Source organism: Streptomyces sp. NPDC102462 (genome assembly GCF_044765425.1).
Classification (GTDB): Bacteria; Actinomycetota; Actinomycetes; order Streptomycetales; family Streptomycetaceae; genus Streptomyces.
The window spans coordinates 23,352-41,150 of sequence record NZ_JBIWKB010000019.1 but is presented as its reverse complement, the minus strand read 5'-3'; the positions used below and the strand labels follow the sequence as shown (position 1 = coordinate 41,150).

16 protein-coding genes, 1 tRNA gene and 1 riboswitch are annotated in these 17,799 nt (G+C 70.6%); of the genes, 11 read left to right on the top strand and 6 right to left on the bottom strand.

What is annotated here, in order from left to right; genetic code table 11:
* The first annotated feature begins 2 nt into the window (after nt 1-2).
* Nucleotides 3-605, top strand: a complete 603-nt coding sequence (rdgB, locus tag ACIRFL_RS18455) for an RdgB/HAM1 family non-canonical purine NTP pyrophosphatase (protein WP_404029538.1) — start codon at nt 3-5, stop codon at nt 603-605.
* Between the two features lie 46 nt (nt 606-651).
* Here rdgB and ACIRFL_RS18450 read toward each other — a convergent pair.
* A tRNA-Leu gene (locus ACIRFL_RS18450) sits at nt 652-736 on the bottom strand.
* Between the two features lie 902 nt (nt 737-1,638).
* A complete protein-coding gene (bcp, locus tag ACIRFL_RS18445) occupies nt 1,639-2,106 on the bottom strand; it encodes a thioredoxin-dependent thiol peroxidase (protein ID WP_404029536.1) in 468 nt (155 codons plus the stop codon).
* Between the two features lie 93 nt (nt 2,107-2,199).
* Between bcp and ACIRFL_RS18440 the strand changes: the two genes are divergently transcribed.
* From ACIRFL_RS18440 to ACIRFL_RS18430, 3 genes are all read left to right on the top strand, one after another.
* On the top strand, nt 2,200-2,529 hold the full coding sequence (locus ACIRFL_RS18440; protein ID WP_388716794.1) for a DUF3618 domain-containing protein: 330 nt from the start codon (nt 2,200-2,202) through the stop codon (nt 2,527-2,529).
* 104 nt (nt 2,530-2,633) lie between these two features.
* Entirely contained in the window at nt 2,634-2,936 is a 303-nt protein-coding gene (locus ACIRFL_RS18435; protein WP_404029674.1) for a GroES family chaperonin, read from the top strand.
* A 75-nt stretch (nt 2,937-3,011) separates the two neighbouring features.
* Nucleotides 3,012-3,084: riboswitch (guanidine-III (ykkC-III) riboswitch) on the top strand.
* Nucleotides 3,085-3,121: 37 nt separating this feature from the next.
* The gene (locus ACIRFL_RS18430; RefSeq protein ID WP_351736392.1) at nt 3,122-3,442 is read left to right on the top strand and encodes a multidrug efflux SMR transporter; all 321 of its coding nucleotides are present in this window, start codon (nt 3,122-3,124) and stop codon (nt 3,440-3,442) included.
* A 64-nt stretch (nt 3,443-3,506) separates the two neighbouring features.
* On the opposite strand, the gene ACIRFL_RS18425 is transcribed toward ACIRFL_RS18430, so the two are convergent.
* Nucleotides 3,507-5,912 (bottom strand): transglycosylase domain-containing protein, encoded by a 2,406-nt coding sequence (locus tag ACIRFL_RS18425; RefSeq protein WP_404029533.1) that lies wholly within the window; start codon nt 5,910-5,912, stop codon nt 3,507-3,509.
* Nucleotides 5,913-6,116: 204 nt separating this feature from the next.
* Between ACIRFL_RS18425 and ACIRFL_RS18420 the strand changes: the two genes are divergently transcribed.
* From ACIRFL_RS18420 to ACIRFL_RS18405, 4 genes are all read left to right on the top strand, one after another.
* Nucleotides 6,117-6,917: an ABC transporter permease gene (locus ACIRFL_RS18420; protein ID WP_404029673.1), complete on the top strand. Its 801-nt coding sequence runs from the start codon at nt 6,117-6,119 to the stop codon at nt 6,915-6,917.
* Between the two features lie 85 nt (nt 6,918-7,002).
* Nucleotides 7,003-7,767, top strand: coding sequence for an ABC transporter permease (locus ACIRFL_RS18415; RefSeq protein WP_404029671.1), 765 nt, complete (start codon nt 7,003-7,005; stop codon nt 7,765-7,767).
* Between the two features lie 3 nt (nt 7,768-7,770).
* Nucleotides 7,771-8,766 (top strand): ATP-binding cassette domain-containing protein, encoded by a 996-nt coding sequence (locus ACIRFL_RS18410; RefSeq protein ID WP_404029531.1) that lies wholly within the window; start codon nt 7,771-7,773, stop codon nt 8,764-8,766.
* A gap of 63 nt (nt 8,767-8,829) precedes the next feature.
* Nucleotides 8,830-9,585, top strand: a complete 756-nt coding sequence (locus ACIRFL_RS18405) for a DUF1707 domain-containing protein (protein WP_404029530.1) — start codon at nt 8,830-8,832, stop codon at nt 9,583-9,585.
* Nucleotides 9,586-10,001: 416 nt separating this feature from the next.
* Here the strand turns inward: ACIRFL_RS18405 and ACIRFL_RS18400 are convergent, their stop codons facing one another.
* On the bottom strand, nt 10,002-10,943 hold the full coding sequence (locus ACIRFL_RS18400; RefSeq protein WP_404029528.1) for a hypothetical protein: 942 nt from the start codon (nt 10,941-10,943) through the stop codon (nt 10,002-10,004).
* Nucleotides 10,944-11,121: 178 nt separating this feature from the next.
* On the opposite strand from ACIRFL_RS18400, the gene ACIRFL_RS18395 reads away from it, so the two are divergent.
* Nucleotides 11,122-12,504: a helix-turn-helix domain-containing protein gene (locus ACIRFL_RS18395; protein WP_404029670.1), complete on the top strand. Its 1,383-nt coding sequence runs from the start codon at nt 11,122-11,124 to the stop codon at nt 12,502-12,504.
* A 15-nt stretch (nt 12,505-12,519) separates the two neighbouring features.
* Nucleotides 12,520-12,993, top strand: a complete 474-nt coding sequence (locus ACIRFL_RS18390; RefSeq protein WP_404029527.1) for a hypothetical protein — start codon at nt 12,520-12,522, stop codon at nt 12,991-12,993.
* Between the two features lie 161 nt (nt 12,994-13,154).
* On the opposite strand, the gene ACIRFL_RS18385 is transcribed toward ACIRFL_RS18390, so the two are convergent.
* Nucleotides 13,155-14,609 (bottom strand): MFS transporter, encoded by a 1,455-nt coding sequence (locus ACIRFL_RS18385; RefSeq protein WP_404029525.1) that lies wholly within the window; start codon nt 14,607-14,609, stop codon nt 13,155-13,157.
* 71 nt (nt 14,610-14,680) lie between these two features.
* The gene (locus ACIRFL_RS18380) at nt 14,681-16,042 is read right to left on the bottom strand and encodes a DUF445 domain-containing protein (RefSeq protein ID WP_404029524.1); all 1,362 of its coding nucleotides are present in this window, start codon (nt 16,040-16,042) and stop codon (nt 14,681-14,683) included.
* Nucleotides 16,043-16,267: 225 nt separating this feature from the next.
* Here ACIRFL_RS18380 and ACIRFL_RS18375 point away from each other — a divergent pair, with 225 nt between their 5' ends.
* Nucleotides 16,268-17,602: an SGNH/GDSL hydrolase family protein gene (locus ACIRFL_RS18375; protein ID WP_404029522.1), complete on the top strand. Its 1,335-nt coding sequence runs from the start codon at nt 16,268-16,270 to the stop codon at nt 17,600-17,602.
* The last annotated feature ends 197 nt before the right edge of the window (nt 17,603-17,799 follow it).

Genomic DNA, 17,799 nt, shown 5'->3' with positions numbered 1-17,799 from the left:
CCATGACCCGCCTCATCCTCGCCACCCGCAACGCCGGAAAGATCACCGAACTCCGCTCGATCCTCGCCGACGCCGGACTCACCCACGAACTCATCGGCGCCGACGCCTACCCGGACGTCCCCGACGTCAAGGAGACGGGCGTGACGTTCGCCGAGAACGCGCTGCTCAAGGCGCACACCCTGGCCCGCGCGACCGGACTGCCCGCCGTCGCCGACGACTCGGGCCTGTGCGTCGACGTCATGAACGGCGCCCCCGGCATCTTCTCGGCCCGCTGGGCCGGACGGCACGGCGACGACAAGGCCAACCTCGACCTGCTGCTCGCCCAGCTCTCCGACATCGCCGACGAACACCGCGGCGCGCACTTCGCCTGCGCGGCGGCCCTCGCCCTGCCGGACGGGCGCGAGGCGGTGGTCGAGGGCCAGTTGCGGGGCACCCTCCGTCACCGGCCCGCGGGCACGAACGGCTTCGGCTACGACCCGATCCTCCAGCCGGACGGCGACACCCGAACCTGCGCCGAGCTGACCCCCACGGAAAAAAACACCATCAGCCACCGAGGAAAGGCCTTCCGCGCCTTGGTACCAGCGGTACGCGATCTACTGGGCTGACGAAACAAAAATGCCCCGCACCTTCGAATACAAGGTGCGGGGACGGTGCGGCCGGTGGGACTCGAACCCACACGGGTGTGAACCCACTGGGACCTAAACCCAGCATGACTGCCAAATTCCATCACGGCCGCTCAAAAACGGTCATCGCGCTCGACCGGCAGCGCTCAGTCTAGAGGCAGGGCCCGTTCTGCGACGAGAGGGGCCTCCCCCTTCTGCCGGCACCAGGTCTCCGTCAAGGCGTGGCAGTTGGGGCAGAGGTACCGCAGGTTCTCCCGACGGTTGTCGTGCCAGTCGCCGTTGACGTGGTCGATCTGCAAGGTGATCGGCGGACCCGATGGGCGATGGGGGCGGGCGCGGGGCGTTCCGGTCGAGCCCAGGAGCGGCGTGCGAAGTGATGGGTGTCCAGACCGAGGCGGGCAGCGGCGCGTCGGACACGCCGGTGGTTGGTGTCGTTGACCTCCAGGCCGAGGCCCCGCATCACGTCGGCATAGCTCGTGGAACACGCCACGACCTCGCGAAGCCTGTCCTCAGGAATCGGCACTCGCTGGTGGGAGAAGTGTGCTGTGGCGATGCCGTGGGCGCGCGCCATGCGTGCCAGAGCCGCGCGTGAGCGGCTGTCGTCAGGCACTCCCAGGGTGCGAGCCATGCCGCGGAAGCTGGTCGCCGTCGTCGCTGCTGCCCTCAGCTCGGAGACGGTGAAGGGCAGTTCCATGTCGGGCTGGGCGAGCCCGCGAAAGTGCCGGACGTCAAGCCCTGCCGCGTGCATCCGGCGCCGGATGTGGGACAGGGTCCCGGTGGCCGGAGTGGCGCCCAGCTTCAGGGCCACTTCGCGCAGGGACGACGACGAGCATCCGACGCCGGCCGCCGCTCACCCGAAGTCCGAGCCGTCTCATCAGGTCTGTCCAGTTGCGGGACTCGGCGACGACCGGCGCAAGCCGTTCCCTGCTGTACAGGTCCGCCTCCGCCGGCCGCTCCCCGCTGTGCGCACTGCCCCCTAAGCCGCCCCCCCCGTTCGCGGGAAGAGCGGGGCCGGTCAGAGGGCGAGGTCTTTGATGATTTTGGCTACGTGGCCGGTGGCCTTGACGTTGTACAGGGCCCGTTCCACCTTGCCCTCCTCGTCGACGATCACCGTGGAGCGGATGACGCCGACCATCGTCTTGCCGTACAGCTTCTTCTCGCCGAAGGCGCCGTACTCCGTGAGGACCCGCCGGTCCGGGTCGGCGAGGAGGGTCACCTTCAGGGACTCCTTCTCGCGGAACTTCGCCAGTTTCTCCGGCTTGTCGGGGGAGATCCCGATCACGTCGTACCCCGCGCCGGCCAGGAGGTCCAGGTTGTCGGTGAAGTCGCACGCCTGCTTGGTGCAGCCGGGGGTGAGGGCCGCCGGGTAGAAGTACACGATGACCTTGCGGCCCTTGTGGTCCGACAGGGACACCTCGTTGCCGTCGGCGTCGGGCAGGGTGAAGGCGGGGGCCACGTCCCCGGGCTGGAGTCGCTCGCTCATCGGTCTAGCGTAACGGGGGGTCCTGACAGTGCGGCGGCGTGGGAAGCTGACAGACTGTCCGAAACAGCACCAGCAGACTTCGGAGGCCGTACGGTGGCGGACACGTCGGACACCAGAACCCCGGCGCAGATCGAGGCGGACATCAGGCGCCGCCGTGAAGTGCTGGCCGAGACGCTTGACGAGATCGGGGTGCGGGTGCATCCGAAGACCGTCGTCGGGGATGCCAAGGCCAAGGTCGTCGCCAACGTCGACCGCACTCTCGGACGGGCTTATGTGCAGGTCAACCGGGTGATCAGCGACGTCAGGGCGCAGTTCGTCGATGAGCAGGGCGCGCCGCGTGCGGAGCGCATCGTGCCGGTGGCCCTGGTCGCCGTCGGGGTGGTGGGGCTGCTGGCCCTCGGTTCCCGGCGTCGCAAGGGCTGACCCGGTCGCTTACGGGCACGTAAAAGGCAGGTAGGTTCGAAGGCGTGAGCGCCAACAGAAACGAGCACAGCAGCACCCCCCGTCACGACAAGCTGCCCATTCGGATGCTGCACGACCGGGTCCTCGTGCGGCAGGACACCACCGAGGGCGAGCGGCGTTCGGGCGGCGGCATTCTGATTCCCGCCACCGCGGCCGTGGGCCGTCGGCTGGCCTGGGCCGAGGTCGTGGCGGTCGGGCAGAACGTCCGGACCGTGGAGCCGGGTGACCGTGTCCTGTACGACCCGGAGGACCGGGCCGAGGTGGAGGTGCGGGGGATCCCGTACGTGCTGATGCGCGAGCGTGATCTGCATGCCGTGGCCGCCGACCGGTTCGAGGGGTCGGAGGATTCCACCGGCCTGTACCTGTAGATCACACCTGTTCTCGGATCACACCTGTTCTTCGACGGCCGATGGGGCCGGTGACAAAGGTCACCGGCCCCATCGGCGGTTTCGTTGCTAGTTTTGCGGGAGCCCGACGAGACGCGCCGTACCGGGACGCAGGCAAAGACGACGCACCCCGTTCTGTCCGTGCGTCTGTCCCGGAGGTGCCCGTCATGGCCTGGGTTCTGCTCGTCGTCGCCGGTCTGCTGGAGGTGGGCTGGTCGATCGGCATGAAGTACACCGACGGTTTCACCCGGCTGGTGCCCAGTGTGTTCACCGGTGCCGGCATCGTCGCCAGCATGGTGCTGCTCTCGTACGCCGCGAGGTCCCTGCCGATCGGTACCGCCTACGGGGTGTGGGTGGGCATCGGCGCGGCCGGGGCGGCGGTGCTCGGCATGGTGGTGCTGGGGGAGCCGGTGACCGCCGCCCGGATCTTCTTCATCTGTCTGCTGCTGGTCGCCGTGGTGGGGCTGAAGGCGACGTCCGGTCACTGACCGTCCGTGGTCTGCCGGGCAGGTGTCCGGTCACTGACCGGTCGTGGCCTGCCCGGCGCGGTCGCTACCCGGTGAGCCCGGCCAGTGGCCCCGCCGTGCCCGTCGTGGCGCCGCCGCCCGGGGTGCTGGGAGTGCCGCCGCCCGCGCCGGTGCCGCCGTCGGCGGTGTTCCCGGGTGTGCCGCCGGAGTCGCCGCCGTCGGTGGTGCCGGTGCCGGTCCCGGCGTTCGCGGAGCCGTCGGTGGTACCGCCGTCGGTGCCGTTGCCGGTGCCGGCGCTGTCCCCGGTGCCGGTGCCGCCGTTGTCCTGTCCGGAGGTCTGCCCCTGGGTCTGGCCCTGGTCGTTCTGGCCGTCGGTGCCGGGGGTGCCGCCGGTGTCTGGGCTGCCGGTGCCGGTGCCGGGCTGGGAGGCGGGCGGTGAGCTGGGCGGCAGGGTCTGGTCGGCGCCCGGCTCCAGTTCCAGGTCGAAGTCGGTGACCGGCTCGCCCTTCAGGGCGTCCCTGGTGTACTGGCCCCAGATCTCGGCGGGTGCGCCGCCGCCGTTGATGCGGGGCAGGCCCATCACGTCGTAGAGCGACTTGTGGCGGGCCGTGACCGGATCCTGGCCCATGACCGCCACGACCGTGGAGAGGTCGGGGGTGTAGCCCGCGAACCAGGCGGCCCTGTCCTCCTCGGCGGTGCCGGTCTTGCCCGCGGCGGGGCGTCCTGCGGCCTGGGCGGCGGTGGCGGTGCCGTTGTCGACGACGCTGCGCAGGACGGAGGTGGTGGTGTCGGCGGCCTGGCGGCTGACGGCCCGCTCGGTCTTGCGTTCGGGCAGTTCGACGTCCTCGGTGCCGTCCTTGGTGATCTTGTCGACCAGGGTGTACGGGGTGTGCTTGCCGTGGTTGGCGAGTGTCGCGTACGCCTCGGTCATGTCGAGGACGCTGGCGGTGGCGGTGCCGAGCGCGATGGAGGGGCCGGGGCTGAGGTCCTTGGTGTCCGCGGGGATGCCGAGGTCGATCGCGGTCTGCTTGACCTTGTCCGGGCCGACGTCGACGGCCATCTGCGCGTACACCGCGTTGACGGACTTGTCGGTGGCGGAGCGCACGGTGATGTTGCCGTAGGAGACCTGGTCCTCGTTCTCGGGGCCGTAGGCTTCGCCGCTCCAGCCCTGTACGGGCCGCTTGTTGGTGCCGTCGTAGTAGGTGTTCGGCGTGATCTTCTGGCCGTCCTGGGTGGTCGAGTCGTTCTCCACCGCCGAGGTGAACACGAACGGCTTGAAGGTGGAGCCGACCTGGAAGTCGGCCCGGGTGGCGCCGTTGGTGTACTGCTTGACGTAGTCGATGCCGCCGTACATCGCGACGACCTTGCCGGTCTTCGGGTCGATGGAGGCGCCGCCCGCGCGAACGTAGTTGTCGACCTTGCGGTTCTTCTTGTCCAGTTTGGACATCAGCCGGTCGTCGACGGCCTTGACGAGGGCGTCCTGCCGGCCCTTCTCCAGGGTGGTGGTGATGCGGTAGCCGCCCGCCTCCAACTCGTCAGCGTCGACGATCTTGTTCGCGGTGAGGTAGTTCTTGACGGCCTCGACGAGGTAGCCGCGCTGCCCGGACAGCCCGGTGGAGACGGTCTGTTCCTTCGGCATCGGGAACTTCAGGCCGGCCCGCTCCGACTGGCTGAGCCAGCCCTTCTTGACCATGCCGTCCAGGACGTAGTTCCAGCGGGCCACGGCAGCCGGCTTGTTCTGCGGGCGGGCGACGACGTCGTACTCGCTGGGGGCGTTGACGAGCGCGGCGAGATAGGCGGCGCGGGCCGGGTCGAGGTCCGTGGCGTCCACGCCGTAGTACGCCTGCGCGGCGGACTGGATGCCGTAGGCGTTGCGGCCGAAGTAGCTGGTGTTGAGGTAGCCCTCCAGGATCCGGTCCTTGGACTCGGTGCGGTCCAGCTTGATCGCGATGAAGAACTCCTTCACCTTGCGGGTGACGGTCTGCTCCTGTGCGAGGTAGTAGTTCTTCACGTACTGCTGGGTGATCGTCGAACCGGACTGCTTGCCCTTGCCGGTGGCGGTGTTCCAGCCGGCGCGGAGCATGGCCTTGGGGTCGACGGCGGACTCGGAGTAGAAGTCGCGGTCCTCGGCGGCCAGTACGGCGTGCTGGGCGTCCTTGGAGATCTGGGCGAGGGTGACGCTCTCCCGGTTGATCTCGCCGTCGCGGGCGAGTTGGGTGCCGTCGGCGTAGAGGAAGACGTTGCTCTGCTTGGTGGCGAGGGCGTTCGCCGGGGGGATCTTCACCAGGGAGTAGCCGAGGAAGAACAGCCCGATGAGCAGCAGTACGCCGATGACGGACGTGCCGAGGACCATGCGCCAGGTCGGCAGCAGCCGGCGCCAGCCCGTGCGCTTGGGGCGCTTGGGCTTCTTGCCCGGTTCGCCGGGTCCCCCCGGTGCTGTGGTCGGTGCCCAGCCATCGGTCGGCTGCTGCGGCTGTGGCTCGTCGCTCATCTCGTGCACGGACTCCTGTTTTACGTCGTACGTTCCCGTACGCCCTCGTAACGCCTTCTGCGCCCCCTGTTGAAGACTCTCGCACCAAGCGTTCCGTTCCCGGATTCCGGCACGCGTCCACCGGGAAAAATGCGTGGCCCGCGGCCTTGCCCGCCCAGTAGGCTCCTGCGCTTCGGTGTCGGGCGGTCCGGGAGGTCGGTGGCAGTGGGCGCGGGACGGTTGTATGCGGCCGTCGCGGCAGGGGGATTCCGACGATACGCGACATACCGGGTGGCCACCGCCGCCGGGGTGTTCACGAACACGGCCTTCGGGCTGATCCTCGTGTACACCTACCTGGCGCTGTGGGAGGAGAGACCGCACCTCGGAGGATACGACCAGTCACAGGCGGTCACCTATGTGTGGCTCGGGCAGTGCCTGTACGCGACGCTCGCCATCCAGGGCGGCGGGGTCGAGAAGGACCTCATGGACCGTATCCGCACGGGGGAGATCGCCATCGACCTGTACCGGCCGGCCGACCTCCAACTGTGGTGGCTGGCATCCGACTTGGGGCGGGCGCTGTTTCAGATGGTGGGGCGGGGCGTGATCCCGTTCACCTTCGGCGCGCTGTTCTTCCCGACGGCCCTGCCGAAGGATGTCACCACTTGGGCGGCGTTCCTGTTCGCGCTGCTGCTGGCGATGGTCGTCAGCTTCGGCATCCGCTATCTGGCGGCCCTGAGCGTGTTCTGGCTCCTGGACGGCATGGGCGTCTCGCAGGTCCTGATGGTCACGGGGATCTTCTGCTCGGGCATGACCTTGCCGTTGAACGCCTTCCCGGGCGCGCTCGGCGACGTCGTCCAGGCGCTGCCGTGGGCGGCGCAGCTCCAGATGCCGGCCGATGTGCTGATGGGGAAGGCCGACCCGCCGGCGGCGTACGCCTTCCAGGGAGCGTGGGCGGTGGCGCTGCTGGCGGCGGGGCGAGTGGTGCAGTCGGCGGCGACGCGGCGGGTGGTGGTGCAGGGTGGCTGACACCTCCGGGGCCGCTGAGAGAACCGGAGCGGTCGCGACCTCCAGGGTGAGGGAGGGCCTGCGGGCCTACCGGCTGATCGCCGCGATGTGGATCCGCTCCACCCTGACCTACCGCACGTCCTTCGCCCTCACGGCGCTCGGCAACCTGCTGGTGACCGGGCTGGACTTCGTCACGATCCTGCTGATGTTCTCGCAGGTCGGCTCGCTCGGCGGCTGGACACTGCCCGAGGTCGCCTTCCTGTACGGCCTGTCGGTGACCGCGTTCGGGATCGCCGACCTGCTGTTCGGCTCGACGGACGCCCTGGGCGCCCGGATCCGCGACGGTTCCTTCGACACGCTCCTCGTGCGGCCCGCGCCGGTGCTCGCCCAGGTCGGCGCGGACCGCTTCGCGCTGCGCCGCCTCGGCCGGATCACCCAGGGCGTGCTGGTGCTGGGGTACGCGCTCGGCCGGGCCGACGTCGACTGGACCGCGCCGAAGGCGCTGCTGGTGCCGGTGATACTGGTCAGCGGCTCGGCGATCTTCTGCGCGGTGTTCGTGGCGGGCGCGGCCTTCCAGTTCCTCGCGCAGGACGCCGCCGAGGTGCAGAACGCGTTCACGTACGGCGGTACGACGCTGTTGCAGTATCCGCCGACCGTGTTCGGGAAGGACCTGGTGCGCGGGGTGACGTTCGTGCTGCCGCTCGCCTTCGTCAACTGGCTGCCCGCGAGCTATGTGCTCGGCCGGCCGTATCCGCTCGACCTGCCGCGGTGGACCGCGTTCGCGCCGCCGCTGGTGGCGGTGGCGTGCTGCGCGCTGGCGGGTCTCGCGTGGCGGGCGGGGCTTCGTTCCTACCGCAGTACAGGGAGTTAGCACATGACGGACGGCGACGTCGTCGAACCGGGCCGGTTCATCGAACTGGACGGCGTGGAGAAGGTCTTCGACGTCCGCAGGAAGACCGGATTCCTGCGGCGGGAACGGCGGCAGGTGCGGGCGGTCGACTCGATCTCCTGCACCGTGGCGCGCGGTGAGATGGTCGGCTACATCGGCCCGAACGGCGCCGGCAAGTCGACCACGATCAAGATGCTCACCGGCATCCTCACGCCGAGCGCCGGCCGGCTGCGGGTGGCCGGCATCGACCCCTCCCGCGAGCGCCGGCGGCTCGCGCAGCGCATCGGGGTGGTGTTCGGGCAGCGTACGACGCTGTGGTGGGACCTGCCGCTGATCGACTCCTACCGGCTGGTGCACCGCATGTACCGCATCCCCGACCGGCGGTACCGCGAGAACCTCGACCGCTGCGTCGAACTCCTCGAACTGGCCGACCTGTTGGATGTGCCGGTGCGCCAGCTCTCGCTCGGCCAGCGGATGCGCGGCGACATCGCGGCGGCGCTGCTGCACGATCCCGAGGTGCTGTACCTCGACGAGCCGACGATCGGCCTCGACGTCGTCTCCAAGGCCAGGGTGCGGGAGTTCCTGCGCACGCTGAACGCCGACCGCGGCACCACCGTGCTGCTGACCACCCACGACCTCCAGGACATCGAGCAGTTGTGCTCCCGGGTGATGGTCATCGACCACGGGCGGCTGGTGTACGACGGGCCGCTCGCCGGGCTGCACGAGGCGGGGGAGAGCGAACGGACCCTCGTGGTGGACCTGGAGCGGGAGGTCCCGCCGATCGAGGTGCCCGGGGCCCGGGTGACCAAGGTGGAGGGGCCCCGGCAGTGGCTCGCCTTCCCGGCGTCCGCGTCGGCGGCGCCGCTGGTGGCACGGATCGCCGCGAGCTACCCGCTGGCCGACCTGTCCGTGCGGGAACCGGACATCGAGACAGTGATCGCCAGAATGTACGCGGGCGACACCGAGAGCGCGGTCTCCTGACCGGCCGGTGGCACAGGGCCGCCTCGTAGCACGGGAGAGTGCGGAACTCGTAGGCTGCTGGGTATGACCGACGATGCCCCGGAACTGCGCGCCTCCGACGCCGACCGCGAGCGAGTCGCCGAGGTCCTGCGGGACGCCCTCGCGGAAGGGCGGCTCGACATGGAGGAGTTCGGCGAACGCCTCGACGCCACCTACAAGGCGCGCACCTACGGGGAGCTGACCCCGATCACCAGGGACCTGCCCGCGGCCGGCGCGGTGGCCCCGCCGCCCGCGGTGTCGCTGAACAAGGAGCCCGCGGCGGAGGGGAGTTGGGCCGGCCGGATCGTCGGCGGCGAGGGCTCCTCGTCCTGGGCGGTCGCCGTGATGTCCGGGTTCCAGCGCAAGGGGCGCTGGACCGTGCCGCGCCGCTTCAACAGCTTCGCCTTCTGGGGCGGCGGGGAGATCGATCTGCGGGAGGCCGACTTCGCGGACCGCGAGGTCGTGGTCAACTGCGTTGCGATCATGGGCGGTATGCAGGTCGTCGTGGAGCCCGGGGTGGAGGTCGTGGTGCGTGGCATCGGCATCATGGGCGGCTTCGACCACCGGCAGGAGGGCGTGCCCGGCGACCCCGGCGCGCCGCGGGTGATCGTGACCGGGTTCGCCTTCTGGGGCGGCGTCGGCGTGGAACGCAAGATCACCCGCGCGGAACGGCAGCGGCTGAAGGAGGAGCGCCGGCAGCAGCGGCTGGACCGGCGGTCCGAACGCCGCGAACTCTCCGAGGGCCGGCGCGGGGACCGCATCCGCGACGAACGCGAACGACGCCGCCACTGGGAGCACTGACCGACACCCACCGGGAGGAACGTTCGCCCCGGCCCTCGGGTCTTGGAGTGCTGTCCGGTCCTCGGGTCCTGGGGCGCTGTCCCCCCAGGGGCACGGGGGCTGCCCGGGCTTCTCCGGGTCCTGGGGTGCTGCCGCTCGGGGCACGGGGGGTGCCGCCCCCGGAGTCCGGGCCCGCTGCCGGGAGTTGGTCCGCCCGATGGCCACGGCCTGGGGCATCCGGGCCATCGGGCGGGGTCTATGAGGCCGGTGCGGTCTCCCTTGGGGGTTGGCCCGCGCCGGAGCCTTGGCCGGGTGCCGCAACTCGGGACGGACCTTGGGCCCGGCGGGGTTCGGGGTTGTGGTCGCCCAGGCAACGAAACCGGGCGTTCGGGAGTTGCGGTGCGTTGGTTGGCCGCCCCGGGGGGCCTATGCGGCCGTCAGGCGACCGCCGTCAGCTCCGCGACCCGGGCGAACTCCTCTTCCAGGCGGTCGCGTCCGAGGGCCGCGAACTCCCGGTCCAGGTCCGCCGCTGTCACGTCGCGCAGTTCCCCCATCGTGCGGGCGGCCCGGACCCACAGAGCCCACTGGGACCCGTACTTCACCTGCTCCATCTGGCACCCCGGGACGGCCCGGAGCGTCACGGGATGATGGAGAGGACCGACGACTCCCCACGCGGGCACGCGTCTCGCCCACGCCGCCACGAACCGCCCACCCCGCAGGGCACGGCAGAGCTGGATGGAGATCGCGGCGCAGGGTACGCACACCGGCGGGCTCGTCGTGCGTTCCCCCTCCCGGACCGCACCGCAGGAGTCCCGCAGGAGAAAGAGGTGGGGGCCGTGTGGGTCGGGCGGCGTGCGGGAGCAGACCTGGCACATCATGTTCAGCATCGCGCGGCGCTGCCGGTACGGATGGACGTTCCGCAGTTGTGGGGTGCCCCGGCGCTGCTTGGGCCGCAGGGCGTAGCGGGCCCAGAGCACGCCGAAGCTGTCGCGGTCGTACGGCGTCTCATCCACGTACGCGATCCCGGGGGCCACGCGGCGGCGGGTGATCGGACACTTCAGGAGTCTTTCCTCACTCCATCCGGCGATGTAGGGGACAACGCCTGGCGGTGCCGGAGGCAACACGATCGAGAACCTTCCTTTGTCGAAACGAAAGTGACGGCCCGGCACACCGCTGGACATCACGGGGCCGGGTGTGCCGGGCCGGGCCCGCCAGCCCTGGTCGGCGTGGCGGTCCAGGTCCGCGCCGAGCGGTGTGTACGGCACGCGTACGGCGTCCCACACGATGCCCGCGGTCAGCACGGCGATGCCTTGCGTCGTCCACTCTTCACCGGTCGCTTCGTGGGACGGCGCCGCCTGGTACGTCCAGGCCTCGGCCACCGCGTGGCGGCGGCCGAGTCGGGGCGTGTATGGGCGGCGGAAGCCTGCGCCGTTCTGATCTCTGTCATCGGAGCCTCGTCGTGGTGAGCGGAATGAGAGGCGGCGGCCGTCCGTCCCGGTGGCGGGAACGGCCTCCGTCGCACCAATACGCCGCGTTGAGGCGGTTGTTGGTGCTGACATGAGTCAACGATCAACCGCGCCCATGCGACCATCACTCATGCGGCACTCGCATACGGATATGCACCGAGCGGGTGCGGGTAGGCACCCAAAGTCGTGGAGACTCGTAGCGTGGGGGTACGCCGTGGACTTCCAGACAGGGCCGGTTCGGGACGCGTCCCGGGCCGGGGATTACGGGCGCGTCATCGAATTGGCCCGCAAGGCACAACAGATGACGCAGACGGCACTGGGGCAGGCTTTGGGCCTGTCGCAGTCCGCCGTCTCCCGCCTGGAGAAGAAGGGCCAAGGCGACTACAGCACGAACATCCTGAAGGCGGCAGCCGCACACCTCGCCATTCCGCCGGCGCTGGTGGGCCTCGCGGGCGGCCGTCCCCAGGCGCAGGTGAAAGACGGGTCAGACGACATGCACCGCAGGACACTTCTAGGCGGGGTCATAGCAGCCGGGGCGACCTCGGTCCTATCTCCACTTCCTGCCGTTGATGCCGCCGATAGCGGCGGCGGGCAGGCCGCCGCACTGCGCCTGGCCACCAGTGCCTACAGGCGGCTCGACGGCTCCACCCCGTCCCGTGACCTGTATGACACCATCGAGGCTCACATCCGGCTCATCCAGAGCATCACCCGATCTGCGCGCAGTGATGGCGACCGGGAACGGCTTGCCGCGGCGGGCAGTGAAGCCGCTTCCTTCGCGGGCTGGCTCGCGTGGGACAAGGGTGACAACGGCTCCGCGCGGTCCTGGTACGGTGCAGCGATCAAGGCCGCCAAGAGGGCTGGCAACCCGCTGCTAGCCGCCTACCAGCGGGGCACGCTCGCCCAGTTCGAGGCACACGCCGGAAACGGCGTGGAGGCACTGAACCAGGCCCTCCGAGCTCGGCGCGCACTCGGGGACCGGCGTCCGCCCGTCGCGGATGCATGGCTGTCCAGCGTCGAAGCCCTCGGCCACGCAGCGGCCGGGGACCGGCGGGCGGCCGACAACGCCCTGACCGCGAGCCGTTCCGCCGCCGAGGCGTTGAAAGCGACCGAGGAGCCGCCACCGTGGCCGTGGGTGTTCTCCTTCACTCCCGAGAAGGTGGCCGCCTACCGGGTGACCTGCGGCGCACGGCTCGGCCTGTCGACCTGGGTGATCAGAGACGACGTAGGGGCCATGGCCACCGGCCACGCCAAGCAACGCGCCCTACTGGTCCTGGACATCGCCGCCGGCCACCTGGCCGCCGGCAGAGTGGACGCCGCGTTCGCTCTCGCCTCGCGCGCCCTCGACACCGGTCTGACGTACCGGTCCGGGCGGATCGTGGAGCGGGCCCGCGCCGTACGCCGAACCCTCACAACCGCCTCACCGCCAAAGGTGGTACGAGACTTCTACGAGCGCCTTCACGGCGTTTACCTATAGCAGAGGGGATCACTGATGCGTGTAGGGATCACCGGACACCGCGGGCTCAGCAAGGAGGTGGAGCAACGGGTACGCGCCATGCTCGATGAGGTCGTACGCGGCTTGGACACCGCTGACCTGACGGCCGTGTCGTGCATTGCCGATGGTCCCGATTCGTGGTTTGCGGAAGCGGTGTTGAAGCGGGGCGGCCGGCTTGAAGTCGTCGTTCCCGCGGCGGAGTACCGCGAGAGCCTTCCGGAGTGGCATCACCCCGTCTATGACGAGCTGTACGGCGGCGCGGTCGACATCCATGAAACCGGCATGACCGAGTCAACCTCCGAGGCGCACCAGGCGGGAAGCGAGATCTTGGTGGGCCTGGTCGACGAGCTGATCGCCGTGTGGGACGGGAAACCGGCCTGGGCGTTCGGCGGGACAGCGGACGTGGTCGCTTACGCGGAGCGGACCGGTGTGCCCGTGCGCATCGTGTGGCCGGACGGCGCCAGCCGCTGACCGGTCGAGAGCCGCGCGAGCAGCGAGGCGAGGTCGGACGCGTCCATACGGGCCGGCATGGCCGAGCCCCCGGCGCCGTGGGGCGCCACCCGACCCCGTCAGGGGGCTGCCCGCGCCCGGGGTCACGGGGTCACGGGGTGCCGCCAGCGGAGCGTTTTAGCCTAGTCCGCTGCCGTAAGCGGCCGCGCGATGTCCTCCAGGGCCCGTCGTTGCGCCGGTACCGCGAGGACCGCCGCGACCAGCCCGGCCGCGCACATCAGGCCCGCGCCGACCTGGAAGGCGAGGACCGTGTCGGCGACCCTGCCGGTGCCGGTGAGTTCGGCGAACAGCAGGGGGCCGCTGATCCCGCCGGCGGCGGTGCCGAGGGCGTAGAAGAAGGCGATGCACAGCGCCCGGGTCTCCATGGGGAAGATCTCGGAGACGGTCAGATAGGCGCTGGAGGCGCCCGCCGAGGCGAAGAACAGCACCGCGCACCAGCACGCGGTCAGCGTGCCCGCGCCGAGGGCACCCCGGTCGAACAGCCAGGCCGTGCCGAACAGCAGCAGGCCGGAGAGCAGATATGTCGAGGAGATCATCACCCGGCGGCCCACGGTGTCGAAGAGCTTGCCGAGCAGCAGCGGGCCCAGGAAGTTGCCGGCCGCGATGACGACGAAGTAGTAACCGGTGTGGCCGGTGGGGACGGCGAAGAACGTGGTCAGGATCGCGCCGAAGCCGAAGGTGATCGCGTTGTAGAGGAACGCCTGCCCGATGAAGAGGGCGAAGCCGAGGACGGCGCGCCTGCGGTAGTCGCTCAGTACGGTGCGGGCGATCTCCCTGAAACCGATGCCGCGGCGCTGGCGGATGACCAGTTCGCCCTGTGGCTCGGGCAGCGGCGCGCCGCGCTCCTCTGTGACCCGCCGCTCGATGGCGGCGACGATCCGTTCCGCCTCCCGCTCCCGGCCGTGGATGAGCAGCCAGCGCGGGCTCTCCGGGACGTGTCTGCGCACCAGGAGGATGACCAGGGCGAGTACGGCGCCCAGCGCGAACGTCAGCCGCCAGCCGACGTCCGCGGGCAGCAGGTCCGTGTTCAGTGCGACGATCGACAGCAGCGAACCGCCGACCGCGCCCAGCCAGAAGCTGCCGTTGATGAGCAGGTCGACCCGGCCCCGGTAGTACGCCGGGATCAGCTCGTCGATCGCCGAGTTGATGGCCGCGTACTCGCCGCCGATGCCGAAGCCGGTCAGGAAGCGGAACAGGAAGAACCACCAGGTGGCGAAGGAGGCCGCGGTCAGCGCGGTCGCGGCCAGATAGAGTCCCAGGGTGATCATGAAGAGCTTGCGGCGGCCGTAGCGGTCGGTCAGACGGCCCCAGAAGAGGGCGCCGGAGCAGGCTCCTGCGACATACAGCGCGGCGGCGACCCCGGTGACCTCGCCGGAGGTGACCGGCAGCCCGCTGCCGGGCTCGGACAGCCGGCTCGCGATGTTGCCGACGACCGTGACCTCCAGGCCGTCCAGGATCCATACGGTGCCGAGGCCGAACACGATCCGCCAGTGCCAGCCGGACCAGGGCAGCCGGTCCAGCCGGGCGGGTACGGAGGTGGTGACGGTCCGGCCGGTGGCGGCCTCGGCAGCGGTCATGGGCGCGGGCTCCCTCGTCGTCGGTCGCCGCGTCGCCGAGGAGTCCGGCCGACTCCCCGCCACCGGCCCGGCTAAGCGCCGAACGCCCGCGACACCGTGTAGATCAACAACCCTGCCAGGGAACCCACCACCGTGCCATTGATGCGAATGAACTGCAGGTCACGGCCGATGTGTGCCTCGATCTTCCGGGTGGTGTGCTCGGCGTCCCAGCCGGCCACGGTGTCGGTGATCAGGGAGGTGATCTCCTTGCGGTAGGTCGTCACGACGTGCACCGCCGCGCCCTCGACCCAGCTGTCGACCTTGTCCTGGACCTTGGGTTCGGTGGCCATCCGGACGCCCAGGGACAGCAGCGAGGCGCGCACCCGCAGCCGCAGCTCGCTGCGCTCGTCCTCGGCCGCCGAGACGATCATGGATCGTACGGCCGTCCAGGCGGAGGCGATCAGGTCCTGGACCTCGCCACGGCCCAGCACCTCGCCCTTGAGCCGTTCCACGCGCGCCCGGGTGTCCGTGTCGGACTGCAGGTCGGAGGCGAAGTCGCCGAGGAAGCGGTCGAGGGCGCCGCGCGCCGGATGGGACGGCATGTCCCGCATCTCGGTGACGAAGCGCAGCAGCTCCTTGTAGACCCGTTCGCCGACCTTCTTGTCCACGAAGCGCGGCGTCCAGCCGGGAGCGCCGCCCTGGACGGCGTCCATGACCTGCTCGTCGTGCAGGACGAGCCAGTCGTGCGCCCGGCCGACGATCAGGTCCACGAACCGTCTGTGACCGCCGTCCGCGACGATCTTCTCCAGCATCTTCCCCATGCCGGGAGCGATCTCCTGGGTGTCGGCACGGCGCGTGATGGCCTCGCCGACCACCGCCTGGACATCGGAGTCGCGCAGCACCGTCAGCGCACCGCGCACCGCCGTGGCCAGCTCCGCCGTCACCCGGTCCGCGTGCTCCGGCTCGGCCAGCCAGGCGCCGAGTCTGCTGCCGATGCCGACGGCGCGCAGCCGCTGCCGTACGACCTCCTCGGACAGGAAGTTCTCGCCGACGAACTCGCCGAGCGAGACGCCGAGCTGGTCCTTCTTGTTGGGGATGATCGCGGTGTGCGGGATGGGCAGGCCGAGGGGGTGCCTAAAGAGTGCGGTGACCGCGAACCAGTCGGCGAGCGCGCCGACCATGCCGGCCTCGGCCGCCGCGGCGACATAGCCCGCCCAGGGGCCCGCGCCCGCGTTCGACGCCCATTTCGCGAGGACGTAGACGACGGCCACGAAGAGCAGCAGGCCGACCGCGGTGAGCTTCATGCGCCGCACGCCGCGCTGCCGCTCCGCGTCGGCCGGGGTGAACGACGTCATGGCGCGGTAGCTGCGCGGCACCGCGGTCCCGGCCGCCGCGCCCGCCGCCGTGCCCGCCGCCGCAGCCCCCATCGTGCGTTCGGCCATACGTTCGGTCATGCGCCCTTCCGCGCCTTCGTCCGTGCCGTCCATACGCTCCACCCGTTCGGCGATCCCGCACCCATTGTCCCAACCTGACCGACTCCTGGAACGGAACAAGAGTTCCCGGCGTCTGTCCGGACGGGGGTTTGCACAGGGTCCTGTCAGGTCACCCCGGCCCATGACACATCATGGGCTCGTCGGACCGGAGCCAGGGCTCCCCTCGCCGAGGAGAACAACACAAGCATGACCAGGCGTCATGGCTACGTCCTGCTCAGTGCGGTCATCGCGCTGGTGCTGGGACTGTCCGCCGCCATCTACGCCGGCGTGGCGGCCGGCGACGGCACGCCCCGCACCGCCGTCGCCAGCCACCGCCCGCGCCACGACCCCTCGGCGGCCCCCGCGTCCACGGGCACCTGGGTCGGCACCTGGTCCGCCTCCCCGGTCGGCGGCGAACCCGGCACGGAGACACAGGGCATGGCGGGCCGCTCGATACGGAACGTGGTGCACACGAGCGTGGGCGGCAGCAGCGCCCGGATCACCCTGTCCAACCTCTACGGCCAGTCGGCGCTGGCCGTCGCGCACGCGTCCCTCGCGGTCGCGGCCGGTGACGGCAGCGCGACCGCCGTGGCGCGCACGATGCGGCGGCTCACCTTCGGCGGCAGCACCAGCGTGCTGATACCGCCCGGGGAGCAGATGGTCAGCGACGCCGTGCGGATCACCGTCCCGCACGACGCGGACATCCTGGTCACCACGTACTCCCCGACCGCCGCGGGACCGGTCACCTACCATCCGCACGCGCGGCAGACCTCGTACATCGCCCAGGGCGACCGCACCCAGGACACGGCCGGCGCCCGCTACACCGAGCGGACGTCGTTCTGGCGCTATCTGACCGCCCTCGACGTGCTGAGCAACGAGTCCGACGGCACGGTGGTCGTCCTCGGCGACTCGCTCACCGACGGCATAACCTCCACCGAGAACGCCAACCGCCGCTGGACGGACGTCCTCGCCCGGCGGCTGCGCGACGCCGTCGCGGACGGCGCGGACATGCCCCGCTACAGCATCGTCAACGCGGGCATCAGCGGGAACCAGATCCTCGCGGACGGTCTTGGCCGGCCCGCCGACAACGAGAGCGCACTCGACCGCTTCGAGCGGGACGTGCTCGACCGTACGAACGTCAAGGTCGTCGTCATCGACCTCGGGGTCAACGACATCCTGCGCAATCCGCGGCTCGCCGACCCGGACCGCATCGTCGCGGGACTGCGCACGCTGGTCGACCGGGCCCACGCCCGCGGCCTCAAGGTCGTCGGCGCCACCCTGATGCCGTTCTCCGGGCACCAGGGCTCGACGCCGGCCCGCGAGCACGTCCGCCAGGAGGTCAACGCTTCGATACGCGCGGGCCGGGTCTTCGACGCGGTGGCCGACTTCGACGCGGCCCTGCGGGACCCGTGGAGCCCGCGGCGGCTGCGCCCGGAGTACGACTCCGGCGACCATCTGCACCCCAGCGACCGCGGCTACCGCAAGATGGCCGAAGCGTTCGACCTGCACGACCTCAAGGGCGCGGGCCAGACAGAGCTATAGCGGAACCAGCACCGACAGCCGGCCGACGGCGACAGGGCCGTGACAGCTCAGCCGTCGTCCGGGGGGCGTCCTGCGGGGCGGGTGTGGGCGTAGCGGAGCGGTGGGGTGTGTGGCTCGGATGGTGGTCGATGTCTGTCCGGAGCCGGGCTGTGCCGTCGGGCGGCTGCGGCGTCGTTGTGGCTGGTCGCGCCCGCGCG

Coding starts and splice junctions, on each gene's coding strand:
- rdgB (WP_404029538.1), top strand. CDS start 3: ATGACCCGCCTCATCCTCGCCACCCGCAACGCCGGAAAGATCACCGAA.
- bcp (WP_404029536.1), bottom strand. CDS start 2,106: ATGAGCGAGCGACTCCAGCCCGGGGACGTGGCCCCCGCCTTCACCCTG.
- ACIRFL_RS18435 (WP_404029674.1), top strand. CDS start 2,634: ATGCTGCACGACCGGGTCCTCGTGCGGCAGGACACCACCGAGGGCGAG.
- ACIRFL_RS18430 (WP_351736392.1), top strand. CDS start 3,122: ATGGCCTGGGTTCTGCTCGTCGTCGCCGGTCTGCTGGAGGTGGGCTGG.
- ACIRFL_RS18425 (WP_404029533.1), bottom strand. CDS start 5,912: ATGAGCGACGAGCCACAGCCGCAGCAGCCGACCGATGGCTGGGCACCG.
- ACIRFL_RS18415 (WP_404029671.1), top strand. CDS start 7,003: ATGTGGATCCGCTCCACCCTGACCTACCGCACGTCCTTCGCCCTCACG.
- ACIRFL_RS18410 (WP_404029531.1), top strand. CDS start 7,771: ATGACGGACGGCGACGTCGTCGAACCGGGCCGGTTCATCGAACTGGAC.
- ACIRFL_RS18405 (WP_404029530.1), top strand. CDS start 8,830: ATGACCGACGATGCCCCGGAACTGCGCGCCTCCGACGCCGACCGCGAG.
- ACIRFL_RS18395 (WP_404029670.1), top strand. CDS start 11,122: ATGAGTCAACGATCAACCGCGCCCATGCGACCATCACTCATGCGGCAC.
- ACIRFL_RS18390 (WP_404029527.1), top strand. CDS start 12,520: ATGCGTGTAGGGATCACCGGACACCGCGGGCTCAGCAAGGAGGTGGAG.
- ACIRFL_RS18385 (WP_404029525.1), bottom strand. CDS start 14,609: ATGACCGCTGCCGAGGCCGCCACCGGCCGGACCGTCACCACCTCCGTA.
- ACIRFL_RS18380 (WP_404029524.1), bottom strand. CDS start 16,042: ATGACCGAACGTATGGCCGAACGCACGATGGGGGCTGCGGCGGCGGGC.
- ACIRFL_RS18375 (WP_404029522.1), top strand. CDS start 16,268: ATGACCAGGCGTCATGGCTACGTCCTGCTCAGTGCGGTCATCGCGCTG.